At 73.6% G+C, this 16,561-nt stretch carries 16 protein-coding genes; 12 read left to right on the forward strand and 4 right to left on the reverse strand.

Going from position 1 to position 16,561, the window contains the following annotated elements:
- The first annotated feature begins 83 nt into the window (after positions 1–83).
- The gene (locus tag ABD296_RS24300) at positions 84–722 is read left to right on the forward strand and encodes a bifunctional DNA primase/polymerase (RefSeq protein WP_344271267.1); all 639 of its coding nucleotides are present in this window, start codon (positions 84–86) and stop codon (positions 720–722) included.
- Positions 723–794: 72 nt separating this feature from the next.
- On the opposite strand, the gene ABD296_RS24305 is transcribed toward ABD296_RS24300, so the two are convergent.
- On the reverse strand, positions 795–2,492 hold the full coding sequence (locus ABD296_RS24305) for a serine/threonine-protein kinase (protein ID WP_344271270.1): 1,698 nt from the start codon (positions 2,490–2,492) through the stop codon (positions 795–797).
- Positions 2,493–2,628: 136 nt separating this feature from the next.
- Here ABD296_RS24305 and hemL point away from each other — a divergent pair, with 136 nt between their 5' ends.
- Positions 2,629–3,918, forward strand: coding sequence for a glutamate-1-semialdehyde 2,1-aminomutase (hemL, locus tag ABD296_RS24310; RefSeq protein WP_344271273.1), 1,290 nt, complete (start codon positions 2,629–2,631; stop codon positions 3,916–3,918).
- Between the two features lie 72 nt (positions 3,919–3,990).
- On the opposite strand, the gene ABD296_RS24315 is transcribed toward hemL, so the two are convergent.
- Both ABD296_RS24315 and ABD296_RS24320 read right to left on the reverse strand, forming a co-directional pair.
- Positions 3,991–4,863, reverse strand: coding sequence for a 4-hydroxy-tetrahydrodipicolinate synthase family protein (locus ABD296_RS24315; RefSeq protein ID WP_344271276.1), 873 nt, complete (start codon positions 4,861–4,863; stop codon positions 3,991–3,993).
- A gap of 5 nt (positions 4,864–4,868) precedes the next feature.
- Positions 4,869–5,801 (reverse strand): EamA family transporter, encoded by a 933-nt coding sequence (locus ABD296_RS24320; protein ID WP_344271279.1) that lies wholly within the window; start codon positions 5,799–5,801, stop codon positions 4,869–4,871.
- 72 nt (positions 5,802–5,873) lie between these two features.
- Between ABD296_RS24320 and ABD296_RS24325 the strand changes: the two genes are divergently transcribed.
- From ABD296_RS24325 to ABD296_RS24365, 9 genes are all read left to right on the forward strand, one after another.
- Positions 5,874–6,788 carry a LysR family transcriptional regulator gene (locus ABD296_RS24325; protein ID WP_344271282.1) on the forward strand — a complete coding sequence of 305 codons (915 nt, stop codon included), beginning with the start codon at positions 5,874–5,876 and terminating at the stop codon, positions 6,786–6,788.
- 81 nt (positions 6,789–6,869) lie between these two features.
- Positions 6,870–8,669 carry a serine/threonine-protein kinase gene (locus ABD296_RS24330; RefSeq protein ID WP_344271285.1) on the forward strand — a complete coding sequence of 600 codons (1,800 nt, stop codon included), beginning with the start codon at positions 6,870–6,872 and terminating at the stop codon, positions 8,667–8,669.
- A 12-nt stretch (positions 8,670–8,681) separates the two neighbouring features.
- Positions 8,682–9,320 (forward strand): histidine phosphatase family protein, encoded by a 639-nt coding sequence (locus ABD296_RS24335; protein WP_344271288.1) that lies wholly within the window; start codon positions 8,682–8,684, stop codon positions 9,318–9,320.
- A gap of 49 nt (positions 9,321–9,369) precedes the next feature.
- Entirely contained in the window at positions 9,370–9,960 is a 591-nt protein-coding gene (locus ABD296_RS24340; RefSeq protein ID WP_344271291.1) for a TlpA family protein disulfide reductase, read from the forward strand.
- Between the two features lie 10 nt (positions 9,961–9,970).
- Positions 9,971–10,711 (forward strand): cytochrome c biogenesis CcdA family protein, encoded by a 741-nt coding sequence (locus ABD296_RS24345; RefSeq protein ID WP_344271295.1) that lies wholly within the window; start codon positions 9,971–9,973, stop codon positions 10,709–10,711.
- Positions 10,712–10,738: 27 nt separating this feature from the next.
- Positions 10,739–12,517: a cytochrome c biogenesis protein ResB gene (gene resB, locus ABD296_RS24350; protein ID WP_344271298.1), complete on the forward strand. Its 1,779-nt coding sequence runs from the start codon at positions 10,739–10,741 to the stop codon at positions 12,515–12,517.
- A 5-nt stretch (positions 12,518–12,522) separates the two neighbouring features.
- Positions 12,523–13,518, forward strand: a complete 996-nt coding sequence (ccsB, locus tag ABD296_RS24355) for a c-type cytochrome biogenesis protein CcsB (RefSeq protein WP_344271301.1) — start codon at positions 12,523–12,525, stop codon at positions 13,516–13,518.
- A gap of 185 nt (positions 13,519–13,703) precedes the next feature.
- Complete coding sequence (locus ABD296_RS24360; protein ID WP_344271304.1) at positions 13,704–14,678, forward strand: hypothetical protein; 975 nt, start codon at positions 13,704–13,706, stop codon at positions 14,676–14,678.
- Positions 14,679–14,725: 47 nt separating this feature from the next.
- Positions 14,726–15,019, forward strand: coding sequence for a hypothetical protein (locus tag ABD296_RS24365; RefSeq protein ID WP_344271307.1), 294 nt, complete (start codon positions 14,726–14,728; stop codon positions 15,017–15,019).
- 101 nt (positions 15,020–15,120) lie between these two features.
- On the opposite strand, the gene ABD296_RS24370 is transcribed toward ABD296_RS24365, so the two are convergent.
- Positions 15,121–15,324 carry a BldC family transcriptional regulator gene (locus ABD296_RS24370; RefSeq protein WP_151543245.1) on the reverse strand — a complete coding sequence of 68 codons (204 nt, stop codon included), beginning with the start codon at positions 15,322–15,324 and terminating at the stop codon, positions 15,121–15,123.
- Between the two features lie 256 nt (positions 15,325–15,580).
- Between ABD296_RS24370 and ABD296_RS24375 the strand changes: the two genes are divergently transcribed.
- Positions 15,581–16,555 carry a threonine ammonia-lyase gene (locus tag ABD296_RS24375; RefSeq protein WP_344271311.1) on the forward strand — a complete coding sequence of 325 codons (975 nt, stop codon included), beginning with the start codon at positions 15,581–15,583 and terminating at the stop codon, positions 16,553–16,555.
- The last annotated feature ends 6 nt before the right edge of the window (positions 16,556–16,561 follow it).

A 16,561-nucleotide genomic window follows, 5' to 3' on the forward strand; every position in this document is an offset into this window, starting at 1 on the left:
GGGCGCCGTGTCTGACGTGCGGGGGCGCGGGCATCATCGTCTATCAAGAACCCACGTTCGACCTTGGGTATTGGGGGGCGGAGATGCTGGCGGTCTCGGGGAACAGGCGGCAACGGGCGGCGCGGGACCGGATGGCCGCGGCCGCCCTGGAATACGCCGCGATGGGCTGGCCCTGCTTTCCGGGGGCGCATCCGCCGGCCGCCGGCGACCGGTCCTGCTCGTGCGACCGGATGGGCTGTCCCGACCCGGCGGCGCATCCGGTGTCGGCGGCGTGGGCGCACCAGGCCTCCGTCGACCCGGACCGGATCCGGCGCTGGTGGGCGGAGCGCCCGGAGGCCAACATCATCCTGCCGACCGGCCGGGTCTTCGACGTGTTCGACGTCCCGGCCGCCGCGGGCGCCGCGGCGCTCGACCGGATCGGCCGCGAGGGCCTGCCCGTCGGGCCCGTCGCGAACCTGGGGGACGAGCGGCACCTGTTCTTCGTCGCGACCCGCGGCGCCCCCGCCGACGAGGACGAGTGGTGGTCGTGCCACCTCGACACCTCGCCGGAGACCGTGACCGAGACGCCCGGGATGCGGTGGCACTGCCGCGACAGCTACGTGGTCGCCCCGCCGTCGGTACCGGCGTCCGGCAAGGAGACCGGATGGCTGCGGCCGCCGCAGGGCGAGCCGCTGCCCGACCCGCTGCGGCTCCTGGAAGTCCTCGCCGACAGCTGCGACTGACGGCCGCGCCGCCGGCCGCGCTCAGTGCCGCGCCGCCGGCCGCGCGCTCGGCGCGGCACCGGCGGCGGACGGTCAGCGCGGGGCCTTGATCGCCTTGCGGCCCCAGCCGGAGTAGGACGTCGTGATGATCTGGTTGCGGCCCTTCGCCGGTCCGGCCCGCAGCCAGAGCTTGACCGGGCGGTAGGAGCCGTCCAGCTTGACCGCGAAGCTGATCTGCTGCACGCCGGTGGCGCGCGCCATCTCCGCGTACAGCGCGCCCGACCCGGGCCGCTGCGCGAGCTTCGCGACCGGCGCCTCGCCCTTGTACACCCCGCCCGCCTTGCTCAGCGGCCCGGACGCCTCCAGCAGCGACGTCACCGCGGACACCGAGCTGCCGCGCCGCACCTGCTCGGCCAGCGCCGGGTAGCCGCGGGCGCCGACCGGCGCGGGCCGCCACTTCTTGCCCGCCCGCACGTACACCCGGTCGCCGACGACCACGGCCTGCACCCGCTTGCGGGTCTTGCCGGTGCCCCACATCCTCATGGCGTAGGCCGGCTCGGTGCCCTTGACCAGCCCGAAGTCGCCCTGCGCCGCGGAGGGCGCGCCGCAGCAGCCCGTCCGGCGGTAGCTGAACCGGGCGCCGGGCGCCTCGTTCGCCGCCTGGGTGATGCGCGCGGCGAGCGGCGCCGGGTCGACGCCGCCGGGCGGCAGGGACGGCTGGGGCGTGCTGCTCTGCGCGGGCGACGGGGTCGGCGGCGGGTTGTCGTCGCCGCCGGAGTTCATGAAGACGACGCCGCCCGCGACCGCGCCCGCGACGACCACCGCGGCGACGCCGGCGGCGATCCACCGCGAACCGGAGCCGCGCGCCGGCTGCTGCCCCGTGGCGATGACCTGGTGGCGGCCGCTGCTGCGGGACGGCTTGGGCTTGGGCGGCTCGGGCTGCAGCGCGGCCTGCGCCGCCAGCTCGGTGAGCCGGCCCCGGCCCTGCGCCTCCCAGGACGGCCCGTACGCCGAGACGGCCGCGTCCTCGACGGCGCCGAGGTAGTCCGCGGCGGACTTCGGACGCTGGTCCGGGTCCTTGGCGAGGCCCTGGTCGATCAGCTGCCGCAGCGGCCCGGGGACCTCCTCGGCGGGGATCGGGGCCTCGCGGTGCAGCCGCGCCATGTTGCGTCCCGCGAACGGCGGGTGCCCGGTGAGGCACTCGAAGAAGATCGCGGTGGCCGCGTACAGATCGGTCGCGACGGTCGCGGGCGCCCCGTCCCACAGCTCGGGCGCGGCGTAGGCGGGGGCGAGCTGCGCCTCGGTGCCCGCCGGGGCCGTCGCGAAGTCGGTGAGCCGGGCGTTGCCCTCCGCGTCCACCAGGACGGCGGACGGGCGGACGGCGCCGTGCACGACGTCGAGGGCGTGCGCGGCGGCCAGCCCGAGCAGCGTCCCGCCGAGCAGCGACAGGGCCGCCAGGGGGCCGGTGGGGCCCTGCGCGGCCAGCACCCGGCGCAGCCCGACGCCGTCGACGTACTGCATGACGACCGCGGCGCCCTCGGGGGCCTCCACGAAGTCGTAGAAGTCGGCGACGTTCGGGTCCTCCAGCTGGGACAGCGTGCGCGCGGACGCGCGGAAGCGCGCCATGAAGGCCTCGTCGGCGCGCAGCCCGCCGGCGAGGTACTTGATCGCGACCTTCGTGCTGGTCATGTCGTCGACCGCCAGCACCATCCGGCCCGCGGCGCCGTCGCCCAGTTCCCGCTCATGGGTGAAGCCCGGGACCGTCCAGCCGTCAGCCACGTTGAAAGCCATCCCTCCGATACGGCGGACGCCGGTGAAGATAACGGGCGCCTCCCGACCGGGCGCCGATGTCGTACTTGGTGGAATATCGGCCCGTACCCGGCGAGGTCAAGCGCAGTCGCCGAACTGCAACTGAGAGACTGGAAACGTGACTGGAACCGATCGCTCCCAGCAGTTGTTCGAGCGTGCCGAGGGGCTCGTCCCCGGCGGCGTGAACTCGCCGGTCCGCGCCTTCGGGGCGGTCGGCGGGACGCCCCGCTTCATCGCGTCGGCGCGCGGCCCCTACCTGACCGACGTGGACGGCAACGAGTACGTCGACCTGGTGTGCTCGTGGGGCCCGCTGATCCTCGGGCACGCGCACCCGGACGTGGTGGCGGCGGTGCGCGAGGCGGCGGGGCGCGGGACGTCGTACGGGGCGCCGACGCCCGGCGAGGTCGAGCTGGCCGAGGAGATCGTGGCGCGGACGCCGGTGGAGAAGGTCCGGCTGGTCAACTCGGGGACCGAGGCGACGATGTCGGCGATCCGGCTGGCGCGCGGCTTCACCTCCCGCCCGAAGATCGTGAAGTTCGCGGGCTGCTACCACGGGCACGTCGACTCGCTGCTGGCGGCGGCCGGGTCGGGCGTGGCGACGTTCGCGCTGCCCGACACCCCGGGCGTGACCGGCGCGACGACCGCGGACACGATCGTGCTGCCCTACAACGACGTCGCGGCCGTGGAACTGGCGTTCGACGAGCACGGCCACGAGATCGCCTGCGTGATCGCCGAGGCGGTGCCGTGCAACATGGGCGTCGTGCCGCCGCTGAACGGCTTCAACGCGCTGCTGAAGCGGCTGTGCGAGCGCTACGGGGCGCTCCTGGTGCTGGACGAGGTGCTCACCGGGTTCCGGGCGTCGCGGTCCGGCTGGTTCGGGATCGAGGGCGTCGCCGCCGACCTGGTGACGTTCGGCAAGGTGATGGGCGGCGGGCTGCCCGCCGCCGCGTTCGGCGGTCGCGCCGAGGTCATGGACCGGCTCGCGCCCGCCGGACCCGTCTACCAGGCGGGCACCCTGTCGGGGAACCCGCTCGCGACGGCCGCCGGGCTGGCGACGCTGCGCGGCGCGACCGACGAGGTGTACGCGGCGATCGACCGGGCCGCCGGGACCGTGTCGCGGGCCGCGTCGGAGGCGCTGGCGAAGGAGGGCGTCCCGCACTCGCTGCAGAACGCCGGCAACCTGTTCTCGATCTTCTTCACCGACGGGGCGGTCGGCGACTTCGCCGCCGCGCAGCGCCAGAACGTCAAGGCGTACGGGGCGTTCTTCCACGCCGCGCTCGACCGCGGCGTCCACCTGCCGGCGTCGGCGTACGAGGTGTGGTTCCTGTCGGCCGCCCACGACGACGAGGCGATCGGCCGGATCCTGGACGTCCTCCCGCACGCCGCCCGCGCCGCCGCCGCGTCCTGACCCTTCGTTGAGTTGCGGCGAGTCGTCGTTATGGCGGGCCCCATAACGACGACTCGCCGCAAGTGAACGCGTTCAGAGGGTGAGGGCGCGGAAGGCGCGCAGCGCTGCGGCGACCGACTCGGGGCGGGGTGCGTGCAGGGGGGCGCGGACTGCGGGGTCGTCGATCAGGCCGATGTCGGCCAGGCACGCCTTCAGCACGGACGGGGACGGCTCGCTGAACAGCGCCCGCGCCAGCGGGAAGAGCGCGTTGTGCAGCGCCAGCCCGCGCGCGGCGTTGCCGTTCCGGGCCGCTTCCGCCATCGCCGCGTAGGGCTGCGGGGCCAGGCACGCGGACGCGGCGACGCCACCGGACGCGCCGAGCTGCAGCATCGGGTAGATGTAGGCGTCGTCGCCGCACAGGACCGCCTTGCCCGGCTCCGCGGCCAGCATCTCCAGGGTGTCCTGGTCGATGGCGCCCGCACAGTGCTTGATCCCCGCGACGCAGTCGAGCCCGAGGAGCCGGACGAGCGTCTCCCCGGGCAGCGGCTTCCCCGTCCGGTACGGGACGTTGTAGGCGATCAGCGGGACGTCCACGGCGGCGCCGACCGCCGCGAAGTGGTCGATGACGCCGTCGTCGGACGGCCGCAGGTAGTACGGGACGACCACGAGCAGCGCGTCGGCGTAGACGGCGTGCTCGCGGGCCTCGCGGATCGTGTCCGCGGTGCCCATCGTCCCGGCGCCGACGATCAGCGGCGTCCCGTGCTCGATCGAGACGGCGCGGCACACCTCCAGGACCGTCCGCCGCTCCTCGGCGGTCAGCAGCGCGGCCTCGCCGGTGGTGCCGAGCGCGACGAGCCCGGCGGCGCCGTGGCCGAGGCAGTGGGCGGCGAGCCGTTCGAGGGACTTGGCGTCCACCTCGCCGGAGCGGGTGAACGGGGTCACCAGGGCCGCGTTGATTCCGTGCATGGGTGTCACCTCGTCTGGACGGGCTCCGCCGGAGGAGCCACCTGGATGGGCGTGCGGGACGCGCGGGACGGCAGCCGCACGCTGCCCGCCGCGACCCCGAAGATGATGAGCGCGGCCCCGGCGAGGCGCGTCCCGTCCACGTGCTCGCCGAGGACCAGCGCGGCCGACAGGAGGCCGAACGGCGGGACGAGCAGCGAGTACATGGCGACCGTGCTGGCCTCGTAGCGCCGCATCAGCCAGCCCCACACGCCGAACCCGACGAGCGTGGACGCGTAGGCGATGAACGCCAGCGAGCCCACTCCGGCGACGGACAGGTGGTGCGCCGCGTCCGGCACCGCCCCCGGCCCCTCGAAGATCAGCGAGAGGGCGAACAGCGGGACGGGCGGGACGAGCGACATCCACACCATGAAGCCGAACGCGTCGACGGGCTCGGCCGCGGTCTGGTTCATCCGCCGCATCGCGACGTTCGCGAGCCCCCAGCTCGCCGCCGCGCCGAGGCACAGCAGGAACGCGCCGACCGGGCTCCCGCCCTCCGCCTGTGCCACCCCCAGCAAGGTGACGCCGGCGAACGCGACCGCCATTCCGGCGATCTGCCGGGCGTCGAGCCGCTCGCGCAGCAGCACCCCGGCGAACAGCGCGGTGAAGATCGCCTGGACCTGGAGCACCACCGACGACAGCCCGGCGGGCATCCCGAGCCGCATGCCGATGAACAGCAGCGCGAACTGCCCGACGCCCAGCGGGATCCCGACCAGCCACAGCCAGCGGAGCGCGACCGGCGGGCGGCGGACGAAGAAGACCGCGGGCAGCGCGGCGGCGGTGAACCGCAGCGCGGCGAGCAGCAGCGGCGGGAAGTCCTCCAGCGCCACCTTGATCGGCACGAAGTTGAATCCCCAGATCGCGGCGATCAGGGTGGCCAGCAGGACGTGGCGCGGTCTCATGCCCCGATCGTCGCCTGCCGCTTATTTTAGGACAAGCTAGAATCTGTCGACTTCTCGCTTTAGAATTGCTACATGCTCGATCTCGAACGGCTGCGGGCCCTGCACTCCGTCGCCACCTACGGCTCGGTCAGCGCCGCCGCCGACGTCCTGCACGTCACCACCTCCGCCGTCTCCCAGCAGCTCGCCAAGCTGGAGCGGGAGACCGGCCAGAAGCTGCTCGAGCGCAACGGCCGCGGCGTCCGGCTCACCGACGCCGCCGAGCTGCTGGTCGGGCACGCCGAGAAGATCCTCTCCCTGGTCGAGCAGGCCCAGGCCGACCTGGAGGCGCACCGCGGGTCGGTCGTCGGGCAGCTGACGCTCGCCGCGTTCCCCACCGCCGCCCGCGGGCTGATGCCGCAGGCGCTGCGGCTGCTGCGCGCCGAGCATCCCGACCTGCGCGTCTTGGTCCGCGAAGAGGACCCCCTGCACAGCATGCCGCTGGTGCTGCGCGGCGACCTCGACATGGCCGTCGTGCAGGACTGGAACAACGAGCCGCTCCCGCTCCCGGAGGGCCTGCACAAGGGCGCCATCTGCGAGGACGTCGCCGACGTCGCGCTGCCCGCCGGGCACCCGCTGGCCGGCCGCACCAGCGTCGACCTGAAGGAGCTGGCCGGCGACCCGTGGATCAGCTCCGTGCCCGACAGCATCTGCTGCGACTGGCTCCTGCGCACCCTGCGCGCCATCGACAGCGAGCCGCGCATCGAGCACATGGCCTACGAGTTCGCGACGCAGCTCGCGCTGGTCGCCGGCGGGCTCGGCAACGCGATCCTGCCCCGCCTCGGCCGCTGCGACGTGCCGCCGGACGTCGCGGTCGTCCCGCTCGCCGAGCCGCTGACCCGCCGCGTGTACGCGGTCTGGCGGGAGGAGGCCGCGCGCCGCCCGGCGATCCGCGCCGCCGTGACCGCGCTGCGCGCCGGCGTCCCCGAGTCCGCGCAGCGGGCCGCCTGACCACCCTCACCCTCATACGGGACGGTTCGCCGCACCGCGCGCGATTCGGTACCTTCTTCGCGATCTTGGTAGGAGGTCGCGATGAGCGGGTGGCGGGTCGAGGGATACGCCGAGGTGCGGGAGCTGGGCGCGGGCGCGCAGGGACGCGTCGTGCTCGCCCGCCACGAGCCGTCCGGCACCCCCGTCGCGATCAAGTACCTCAACGCGTCCGCGAGCGAGGACGAGCGGGAGCGGCTCCGCCACGAGGCACGGATGCTGGGGCAGGCCGAGAGCCCGCACGTCGCCCGCCTCTTCCGCCTCGTGGAGGGCCCCGACGGCGCCGCGATCATCATGGAGGCCGTCGACGGGGTCTCCCTCAAGGAGCTCCTCGTCCGGCACGGGGCGCTCGGCCCCGAGGCGGCGCTGTCGGTGCTGAAGGGCTCGCTGCTGGGCCTCGCCGCCGCCCACGCCCTCGGCGTCGTGCACCGCGACTACAAGCCCGCGAACGTCGTCGTCCCGGCGGACGGGCGCAGCCGGCTGGTCGACTTCGGCATCGCGGCCCCGGCCGGGCAGGAGGCCGGCGGCGCCGGAACCCCGTACTACATGGCGCCCGAGCAGTGGGACCGGCACACCGCCACGCCCGCGTCCGACGTGTACTCCGCGACCTGCGTGTTCGTCGAGTGCGTCAGCGGGCACCGGCCGTTCGCCGGGAACCGCGCCGAGCTGATGCGGGCGCACCTCGCCGGTGCCGTCCCGGTCGACGCCGTCCCGGAGCCGCTGCGCGCCCTCGCCGCGCGGGGCATGGCGAAGGACCCCGCCGACCGTCCGCCGAGCGCCGCCGCGTTCGTCGACGACCTGGAGCGGACCGCCGCGGAGGCGTACGGGCCGGACTGGGAGTCGCGCGGCGTCCGGGCGCTCGCCGCGTCCGTCGCCGCGCTCGCCGCCCTCCTCCCGCTCGCCGCCGGGGCCGTCCTGGGCGCGGCGGCCGGCACCGCCGCCGCGCAGGGCGCCGTGCACGCCGCCGGCCAGGCCGTCGCCCAGAGCGCCGCCGCCAAGGCCGGCGGGGCGAGCGCGATCAAGGCGTTCTTCGGCAGCGCGGGCGGCATCGCCACGGCCGCCGCCGGAACGGCCGTGGTCGTCGGCGCCGGCGCCATCGCCGTCCAGCAGTTCACCGGCGACGACCCGGCGCCGCGCCCCACGGTCACCCGGCCCGTCGCCGCCGTCGCGTCCGTCCGGGACTGCCCCGTCACCGACGGGCTCGGCAACAAGGTCACGTCGTCGCCCGGCCCCGCGCAGGTCCGCCTCCCGGAGCAGGTGAAGCTGCCGAAGGACGCGGCCGTCTACAGCCTCGGCCAGGGCCGCCACCTGATCGGCCCGGCCTCGACCGGATGCTCCGGATCGATGGGCGCGAACGCCGGATACACCACGATCGGCGACTCGAAGAAGCTCCGGATAACGCAGAACTGGCAGGGATCCATCGGCAACATCGCCGACCAGGTCTGCAAGTACTTCCCGGACTCCCCGGAGGCCGCGAAGGCGAAGCGGAACTTCGGCCCCTGCACGTCCGCCGTGCACGACCGGCAGGACGTCCCGACGGGGGCGCCGGCGCTGCGGCTGGCGCTGGCGACCGAGCAGCCGACCGAGCCGCCGCCACCGTCGCCCTACGTGATGGTGACCCTCGTCACGATGGGGTCCAACGGGCTGCCTTCGCCCGTCACCTGCCTGGCGCCCGCCGCGCGGTCCGACATGTGCGACGCCGCGCTCACCTACTGGTTCGTCCAGGCGACGAACGGCACGAAGATCACCAAGCCGGACCTGGACCGGGTCGCCGCACGCATCACCGCGTACGTCCGGTCCGCCGGGGAGCGGGCCGTGGACGAGCTGGACGGGCGGCGCGGGTAGCCTGATCGGGCCATGACTGACACGACGATCGTTCACCTGCTGCGGCACGGTGAGGTGCACAATCCCGAAGGCGTCCTGTACGGGCGGCTGCCCGGCTACCGGCTCAGCGAGGACGGCGTCCTCATGGCCAAGGCCGCCGCGAAGTGGTTCGCCGACCGGGACGTCACCGCGCTGTTCTCCTCGCCGATGCAGCGGGCCCTGGAGACCGCCGCGCCGCTGGCCGACTCGTTCGACCTGCCCGTCACGGTGGACGATCGGCTGATCGAGGCCGAGAACCACTTCGAGGGGCTGACCTTCGGGGTGGGGCCCGGTTCGCTGCGCCGGCCCGAGCACTGGCGCTACCTGGTGAACCCGTTCCGGCCGTCGTGGGGCGAGCCGTACCGGCAGATGGCGGCGCGGATGCGCGCGGCGGTCGTCCGGGCGCGGGAGGCGGCGCGCGGCCACGAGGCGGTGTGCGTCAGCCACCAGCTGCCGATCTGGATCCTGCGGCTGCACGCCGAGCACCGCCGGCTCTGGCACCACCCGAACCGGCGGGAGTGCGCGCTGGCCAGCGTGACCAGCCTCACGTTCGAGGGCAGCCGGCTCGTCGAGGTCGGCTACCAGGAGCCCGCCGGCGGGATCGCGAAGGGCCCCAGTGTCGCGGGTGCCTGACGGCACCGCTAAGTTGTGTACTACGTCCTGTAGTAGTAGGAGGGTCCCGTTGAGCCCCCGAATCCCCCACGCGCGCGCCGCCGCCGCTGCCGTCGCGCTCTGCGGGCTGCTGGCCGGCTGCGCGGGAACCGGTTCCGCCAAGAGCGGACCGGACGGGAACGACAACCGCTTCATCTCGGGCGACGGCAACGTCACCCAGTACCAGCCGGGGCAGCGCAAGAGCCTCCAAGAGGTCACCGGGCAGACGCTCGACGGGCAGTCGTTCAAGCTCGACTCCCTCAAGGGCAAGGTCGCGGTCGTCAACTTCTGGGCGTCCTGGTGCGCGCCCTGCCGCGGCGAGGCGCCGTCGCTGGAGCAGATCTACACCGCGAACAAGGCCAAGGGCGTGGAGTTCCTCGGCGTCAACTTCAAGGACTCCAAGGACAACGCCAAGGCGTTCGAGCGCAAGTTCAAGGTCACCTACCCGAGCGTGTTCGACGGGGACGGCCAGGTCACGCTCGCGTTCCGCGAGGTGCCGCCGAGCGCGATCCCGAGCACCCTCGTCCTGGACCGGCAGGGGAAGATCGCCGCGCGCGTCATCGGCGCGACCACCTACTCCAAGCTGAACTCGCTGGTCGCGAAGGTGCTCGCGGAAAAATGAGCGCGGCACGGTGAACGTTGACGAGACGGTGACGAGCGGGTCGCTGGCGGCGGCGGCGCCGCTGGCGGCGCTCGCCGGGCTCGTCTCGTTCCTGTCGCCGTGCGTGCTGCCGCTCGTCCCCGGCTACCTGTCGTACGTGACGGGCATGACGGGCGCGGACCTCGCCGAGCAGCGCCGCGGCCGGCTGCTGTCCGGCGTGCTGCTGTTCGTCGCCGGTTTCACCGTGGTGTTCGTCAGCTACGGCGTGGCCTTCGGCGGGCTCGGCCGGTGGCTGCTGGAGTACCAGGACCAGATCACCCGGGTGCTCGGCGCCGTCACGATCGTCTTCGGGCTGGCGTTCATGGGCCTGATCCCGGGGCTGCAGCGGACGATGAAGTCGGGCCGGCTGCCATCGGCGGGCCTCGCCGGGGCGCCGCTGCTCGGCGCCCTGTTCGCGCTCGGCTGGACGCCCTGCATCGGGCCGACGCTCGGCGCCGTGCAGTCGCTGGCGATCAGCGAGGCGAGCGCCACCCGCGGCGCGCTGCTGTCGCTGGCGTACTGCGTCGGCCTCGGCGTGCCGTTCGTGGTGACGGCCGTCGCCTACCGCCGCGCGCTCGGCGCGTTCGGGGCGGTGAAGCGGCACTACCCGCTCGTCATGCGGATCGGCGGGGGGATGCTCGTCCTCATCGGGGTGCTGCTGGTGAGCGGCCTGTGGGGCGACCTGAACATCGAGCTGAAGTCGTGGATCAGCGGCTTCGAGCCGGTTCTCTGATGCCGACGGATCGGCAGAGGCATTGATATGAGCGACATCAAGGACATCGAAACGGGCACGCAGGCGCCCGCCGCGCGGCAGGCCCCCGAGGAGGTGCCGCGGCCGAGGGGCATCGGCCCGCTGGGCTGGCTGCGGTGGGGCTGGCGGCAGCTCACCACCATGCGCACGGCGCTGATCCTGCTGTTCCTGGTGGCGCTGGGCGCCGTGCCCGGGTCCGCGCTGCCGCAGCGCGGGCAGGCGCCGGAGAAGGTCGAGGCGTACCTCGCCGACCACAAGACGATCGGCCCGGTCTTCGACAAGCTGTCGATGTTCGACGTGTTCGCCGCGCCGTGGTTCGCGGCGATCTACATCCTGCTGTTCGTGTCGCTGGCGGGCTGCGTCGTCCCGCGCGCGGTCAAGCACTTCCAGTCGATGCGGGCCCGTCCGCCGGCGGCGCCGCGCAACCTGGAGCGGCTGCCGCAGTCGGTGACGTACGAGACCGGGGACGCGCCGGACGACGTCCTCGCCGAGGCGCGCAAGGTGCTGCGCGGGCGGCGGTTCCGGGTGGACGTGTCGGACGGCGCCGCGGCCGCCGAGAAGGGCTACCTGGGGGAGACCGGCAACCTGGTCTTCCACCTGGCGCTGCTCGGGCTGCTCTTCGCGCTCGGCGCGGGCAACCTGTTCGGCTACCGCGGCAGCGTGCTGATCACCGAGGGCAAGACGTTCGCCAACTCGCTCGGCCAGTACGACGAGTTCACCCCGGGCCGGCTGTTCGACGACGGCGACCTCGCCCCGTTCACCGTCAGCCTGGACGACTTCAAGGCGAAGTACGAGGTGAAGGGCGACAAGCGCGGGCAGGCCACCGCGTTCGACGCCTGGATCCACTACCGGGACCAGCCGTCCGGCAAGGACGAGAAGTACGACCTGCGGCTCAACCATCCGCTGAAGGTCGGCGGCGCGAAGGTGTACCTGCTCGGCCACGGGTACGCGCCGAAGTTCACCGTGAAGGACGCGAAGGGGAACGTCGCCTTCCAGGACACCGTCCCGTTCCTGGCGATGGAGCCGCGCAACCTGACGTCCGAGGGCGTCATCAAGGTCCCGGACGCCGAGCCCGACCAGCTCGCCTTCTACGCGATCCTGTGGCCGACGGCGGTCGCCAGCGCGGACGGCAAGCAGATCGTCTCGGCGTTCCCCGGCGCGCTGCGCCCGGTCATCACCCTCTCGTCGTTCAAGGGCGACCTCGGCCTGGACTCCGGCACCCCGCAGTCGGTGTACAAGCTGGAGGGCATCGGCAAGACCCTCCAGCCGATCAAGGGCGGGGAGAAGCTGCTGGAGCCGGGGGAGACGTTCAGGCTCCCCGGGAACGCGGGCTCGATCACCTTCGACGGGATGGCCGAGTACGCGACCCTGTCGGTCAACCACGACCCCGGGCGCATCCCCGCGCTGATCGCGGCGGTGCTCGCGGTGCTGGGCGTGGCGACCTCGTTCCTCGTCCGGCGGCGCAGGGTGTGGGTCCGTGCGAGCGCCCGGAAGGGCGGGCGTACGGTGGTGGAGGTCGGCGGGCTCACGCTCGGGAACCCGACCTCGGAGTTCGACGAGATCGTGACCGCCCTGCGCGGCCCGGACGGCGCGGACGGCGCGAGCGCCGCTGCGCGGGACGAGAGCGGATCACGGCAGGACGAGGCCGAGCAGGACACCGCATCGGACGAGGCCGCGCAGCCTGACGGCGGCACCGGGCGGGACGGCACCGAGCCAGAACAGAACGGGTCCGAAGCGGAACCCGGCGCCGATCGGGGTTCCGGGTCGGCAACCGAACCGAAGGAGTGACCGAGGTGAGCAACGCCGACCTCGCGAACCTGAGCGACAAGCTCATGCTGACCACCGTGGTGCTGTACATCGTCGCGCTGGTCGCCTACGCGGCCGATCTCGGCTTCGGGCGCCGCTCCGCGGCGGTGGCCGCCGACGAGAAGGCCGAGGCCAAGGTCCTCGTCGGCGCGGCCGGCGCGGAGGAGGCCGTGGCGGACGCCCTCCCCGGCGGAGCCGCCGCCGGGGAGGCCGTCGAGGCGGACGGGCCGCAGGGCAGCCGGACCGACTGGGCGCGCCTCGCGATCGTGCTGAACGTGCTCGGCTGGGCGTCGCACCTCGGCATCCTGGTGACCCGCGGGCTGGCGGTGCACCGCTGGCCGTGGGGCAACATGTACGAGTTCATGACGGCGCTGTCGTTCGCCGCCGTGACCGCGTTCATGGTCGTGGCGCTGCGGTACAAGGCGCGCTTCCTCGGCGCGTTCGTGATGGCCGCCGTGGTGATCGCGCTCGGCGTCGACAACATCTGGCTGTACGACTCGGCGGGCCCGGTCAGCCCGGCGCTGAACTCCTACTGGATCGCGATCCACGTCACCGCCGCGATCATCGCCACCGGCTCGTTCACGGTGGCGGGCGCCGCGACGATCCTGTACCTGCTGAAGTCCCGCGCGGAGACGAGCGAGGCCGGGGTCGGCGGCGGCGTGCTGTCGCGCATCCCGTCCGCCGAGGACCTCGACCGGCTGTCGATGCGGGTGACGATGTTCGCCTTCCCGATCTGGACGGCCGCCATCATCATGGGCGCCATCTGGGCCGACCAGGCGTGGGGCCGCTACTGGGGCTGGGACCCCAAGGAGGTCTGGTCCTTCGTCACCTGGATCGTCTACGCCGCCTACCTGCACGCGCGCGCGACGGCCGGCTGGAAGGGCCGCAAGGCGGCGATCCTGTCGCTGGTCGGCTTCGGCTGCCTGCTGTTCAACTTCTTCGGCGTCAACTACATGTTCTCGGGCATGCACTCCTACGCCTGAGCGAACCGCGTACGTCACGGGGGACCGCGGCCACCGCTTCCGGCGGGCGCCGCGGTCCTCGCACATCCGCGCCCGTCCGATTCGGGGTGACTCGCGGGGATGACGCCGTGTCGGGTTCCGGCTTACCCTGCCTCGGGGGCCCACTCGCTCGGTGACACCGCGGGCCCCGCTGACAGAGGAGCCTGATGCGCTTCAAAGGCGTCCACCGAAAGCCCCGGGAGCTGAGGAATCGGGAGGCCTCCCGGGGCGCGGCGGTCCGCAGGGACGACGCCGCGTACGCGCCGTCGCCGCCGGACGCGGGGCAGCGCCCCGAGCCCGGGCACGTGCGGCCGCGCAGCAACCAGCCCCGCGACCGGTTCGGCCGGTTCCGCAAGGCGGGCCGCGACGACGACTTCGCGCTCGCCCCCGGCGCCGACGGCCCGGACACCGCCGACACCCGCCCCGGACGGTACGGGCGGCGCGGCGCGGGCCGTCCGCGCCCCGGCGACTACGCGTGGAGCGACTTCGAGCTCGACGACGCCCTGCGCGCCGAGCCGTACCCGCCGGGCATGCCGCACGCGTCCGACGGGCGGCGGCACTGCGGCGTGCTGGAGAGCGTCCTGTACCGGCAGTGGGACACGCGGCAGGGCCCGCCGACCCCCGAGGTGATCCGGGCCGTCGACAGCCTCGCGTCGCTGCCCGAGCCGCTCAAGGAGAAGCTCGCGGGCGGCCTGGACGGCATCTACGTCGGGCCCGGCGGCGTCCCGCAGCTGGACGACATGGGCCACCTGCGCGACCGGCCGCTGCCGTCCGGCCGCGCCACCTGGGACATCTGCGCCGGCGCCTACGGCGACCGCAAGATCATCGTCGGGGACCGGCCGTCACCGACCCCCGACGTGATGCTGCATGAGGTCGGGCACGCGCTGGACGACATCGACGGCGAGTCCGGCGGGTGGACCTCCGACAGCCCCGCCTTCCGGGAGCTGTACGAGCTGTGCCGCCCGCACCTCGCCAGCGATTTCCACAGGCAGCCCGACGCGCTCGGACGGCGTGAGTTCTTCGCCGACGCGTTCGCGGCGATCTCGTCCCGGCAGCGCCCGGCGCTGGTGGATATGCTCGCCGGCAACATCAGGACGGCGCTGGAAGTCATGCTCTTCTTCAACCGCAGATACGGCATCTAGGACACCGTGATGCCGGCGAAGGCGATGGACTCCGAGGGTGATCGACGATGTACGTGATCCGGCTCCCCGACGGCACGCTCCGGGTGCCGCACAGCGTCCTCGCCGAACCCGAGGACGACGAACCGGACGCCGGGGACGACCGTGCGGACCGGGAGCGGGGCGGGCGGATCATCGCCGACGCCTATGTGGAGATCGGGCCGGGCGATCCCGACTACGACCGGCTCCTCGGCCAGTCGCTGACCGAGCAGGAGCTTGCGGACAGGCGGCGCCGCTGGCGGGACGAGGACGCCGAGCTGGCGCGCCGGTTCGAGGAATGGCGGGCCGGCGAGGCGGAGGAGTAGCCGTGCCGGATCGCGCGACCCCGGCCGCCCGGGCTGATGGACCGGCCGCGAGCGCGCGGCGGTCCGGGCGGTGCTCCGGGGTCAGTGCCTTCCGACCGGGCTCAGTGGACCGAGTGCTCGGCGACCGGCTCCTCGCCGCGCAGCAGCGCGTGGACCTCGGACTCCCGGAAGCGGCGGTGGCCGCCGGGAGTCCGGATGCTGCTGATCCGGCCGGCCGCGGCCCACCGGGTGACCGTCTTCGGATCGACCCGGAAGAGGGCGGCGACTTCCCCTGGGGTCAGCAGGCGCTCGCTCGTGCTCTCCACGTTTTCTCTCCCCCTTTGTCCCGCTCTCGGCGCGGGTGGACTGTTTAACAGTGTGGCGGGTCAAGACCGATTTCTCCCTTGTTTTCGGAAAAGATCACGCTGCGTAGTGACCCGAGCAGCGCGAATGACGGTCGGTGCTCGCCACCTGGGCCTCCGGGGGCTCGCACACCACACTTGACCTGCCGTGTCACGCTCGCAACGCCGTCCTGACAGTCGCGTGAACGGCCGCCGCGGCCGACCTCGTACCCTCGTGACCATGTCCGATCTTGTTTCGCTGCCGGAGATCGAGCGCGCCGCCGAACGGCTCGTCGGCGTCACCCTGCGCACGCCGCTCGTCCCGTTCCCCGCGGACCGTTCCGACGCCGGCGGGCCGTCCCTGCTCGTGAAGGCCGAGTCCCTGCAGCCGATCGGCGCGTTCAAGCTGCGCGGCGCGTACGCCACCATCTCCTCGCTGCCCGAGGAGCAGCGCGAGCGCGGCGTCGTCACGCACTCCAGCGGCAACCACGCGCAGGCCGTCGCCTACACGGCCCGCGCACTGGGCATCCCGGCCGTCCTCGTCATGCCGCACACCACCCCCGGCGTGAAGGTGGACGCCTGCATGGCGCTCGGCGCCGAGATCGTCTACGTCGAGCCCACCTCGCAGGCGCGCGAGGAGACCGCCGCGAAGCTCGCCGCCGCGCACGGCTTCACCCTCGTCCCGCCCTACGACGACGCCCGGATCATCGCCGGCCAGGGCACCGCCGGGCTGGAGATCGTCCAGGACCGCCCGGACGTGGACGTCGTGCTCGTCCCGGTCAGCGGCGGCGGCCTGGTCTCCGGTGTCGCCGCCGCCGTGAAGGCGCTCCGCCCCGAGGCCAAGGTGATCGGCGTCGAACCCGAGCTCGCCGCCGACGCCCGCGACTCGATGCGCGAGGGACGGCCCGTCACCTGGGACGCCGAGAAGACCGGCCGCACCATCGCCGACGCCCTGCGCGTCCAGCGCGTCGGGGACCTGCCGTTCGCGCACATGCAGGCGCACGTCGACGGCATCGTCACCGTCACCGAGGACGAGATCCGCGCCACCATGCGCCGCCTCGCCCGCGAGACCCGCCTCATCGCCGAACCCGCCGGCGCCGTCGCGACCGCCGCCTACCTCTACCACCGCGCCGAACTACCGCCCGCCGATACCTACGTCTCCATCCTCTCCGGCGGCAACGTGGATCCCGCCCTCTTCCTCGACGTCATGCGCTGACCACCG

The organism is Actinomadura napierensis (genome assembly GCF_039529375.1).
Lineage (GTDB): Bacteria > Actinomycetota > Actinomycetes > Streptosporangiales > Streptosporangiaceae > Spirillospora > Spirillospora napierensis.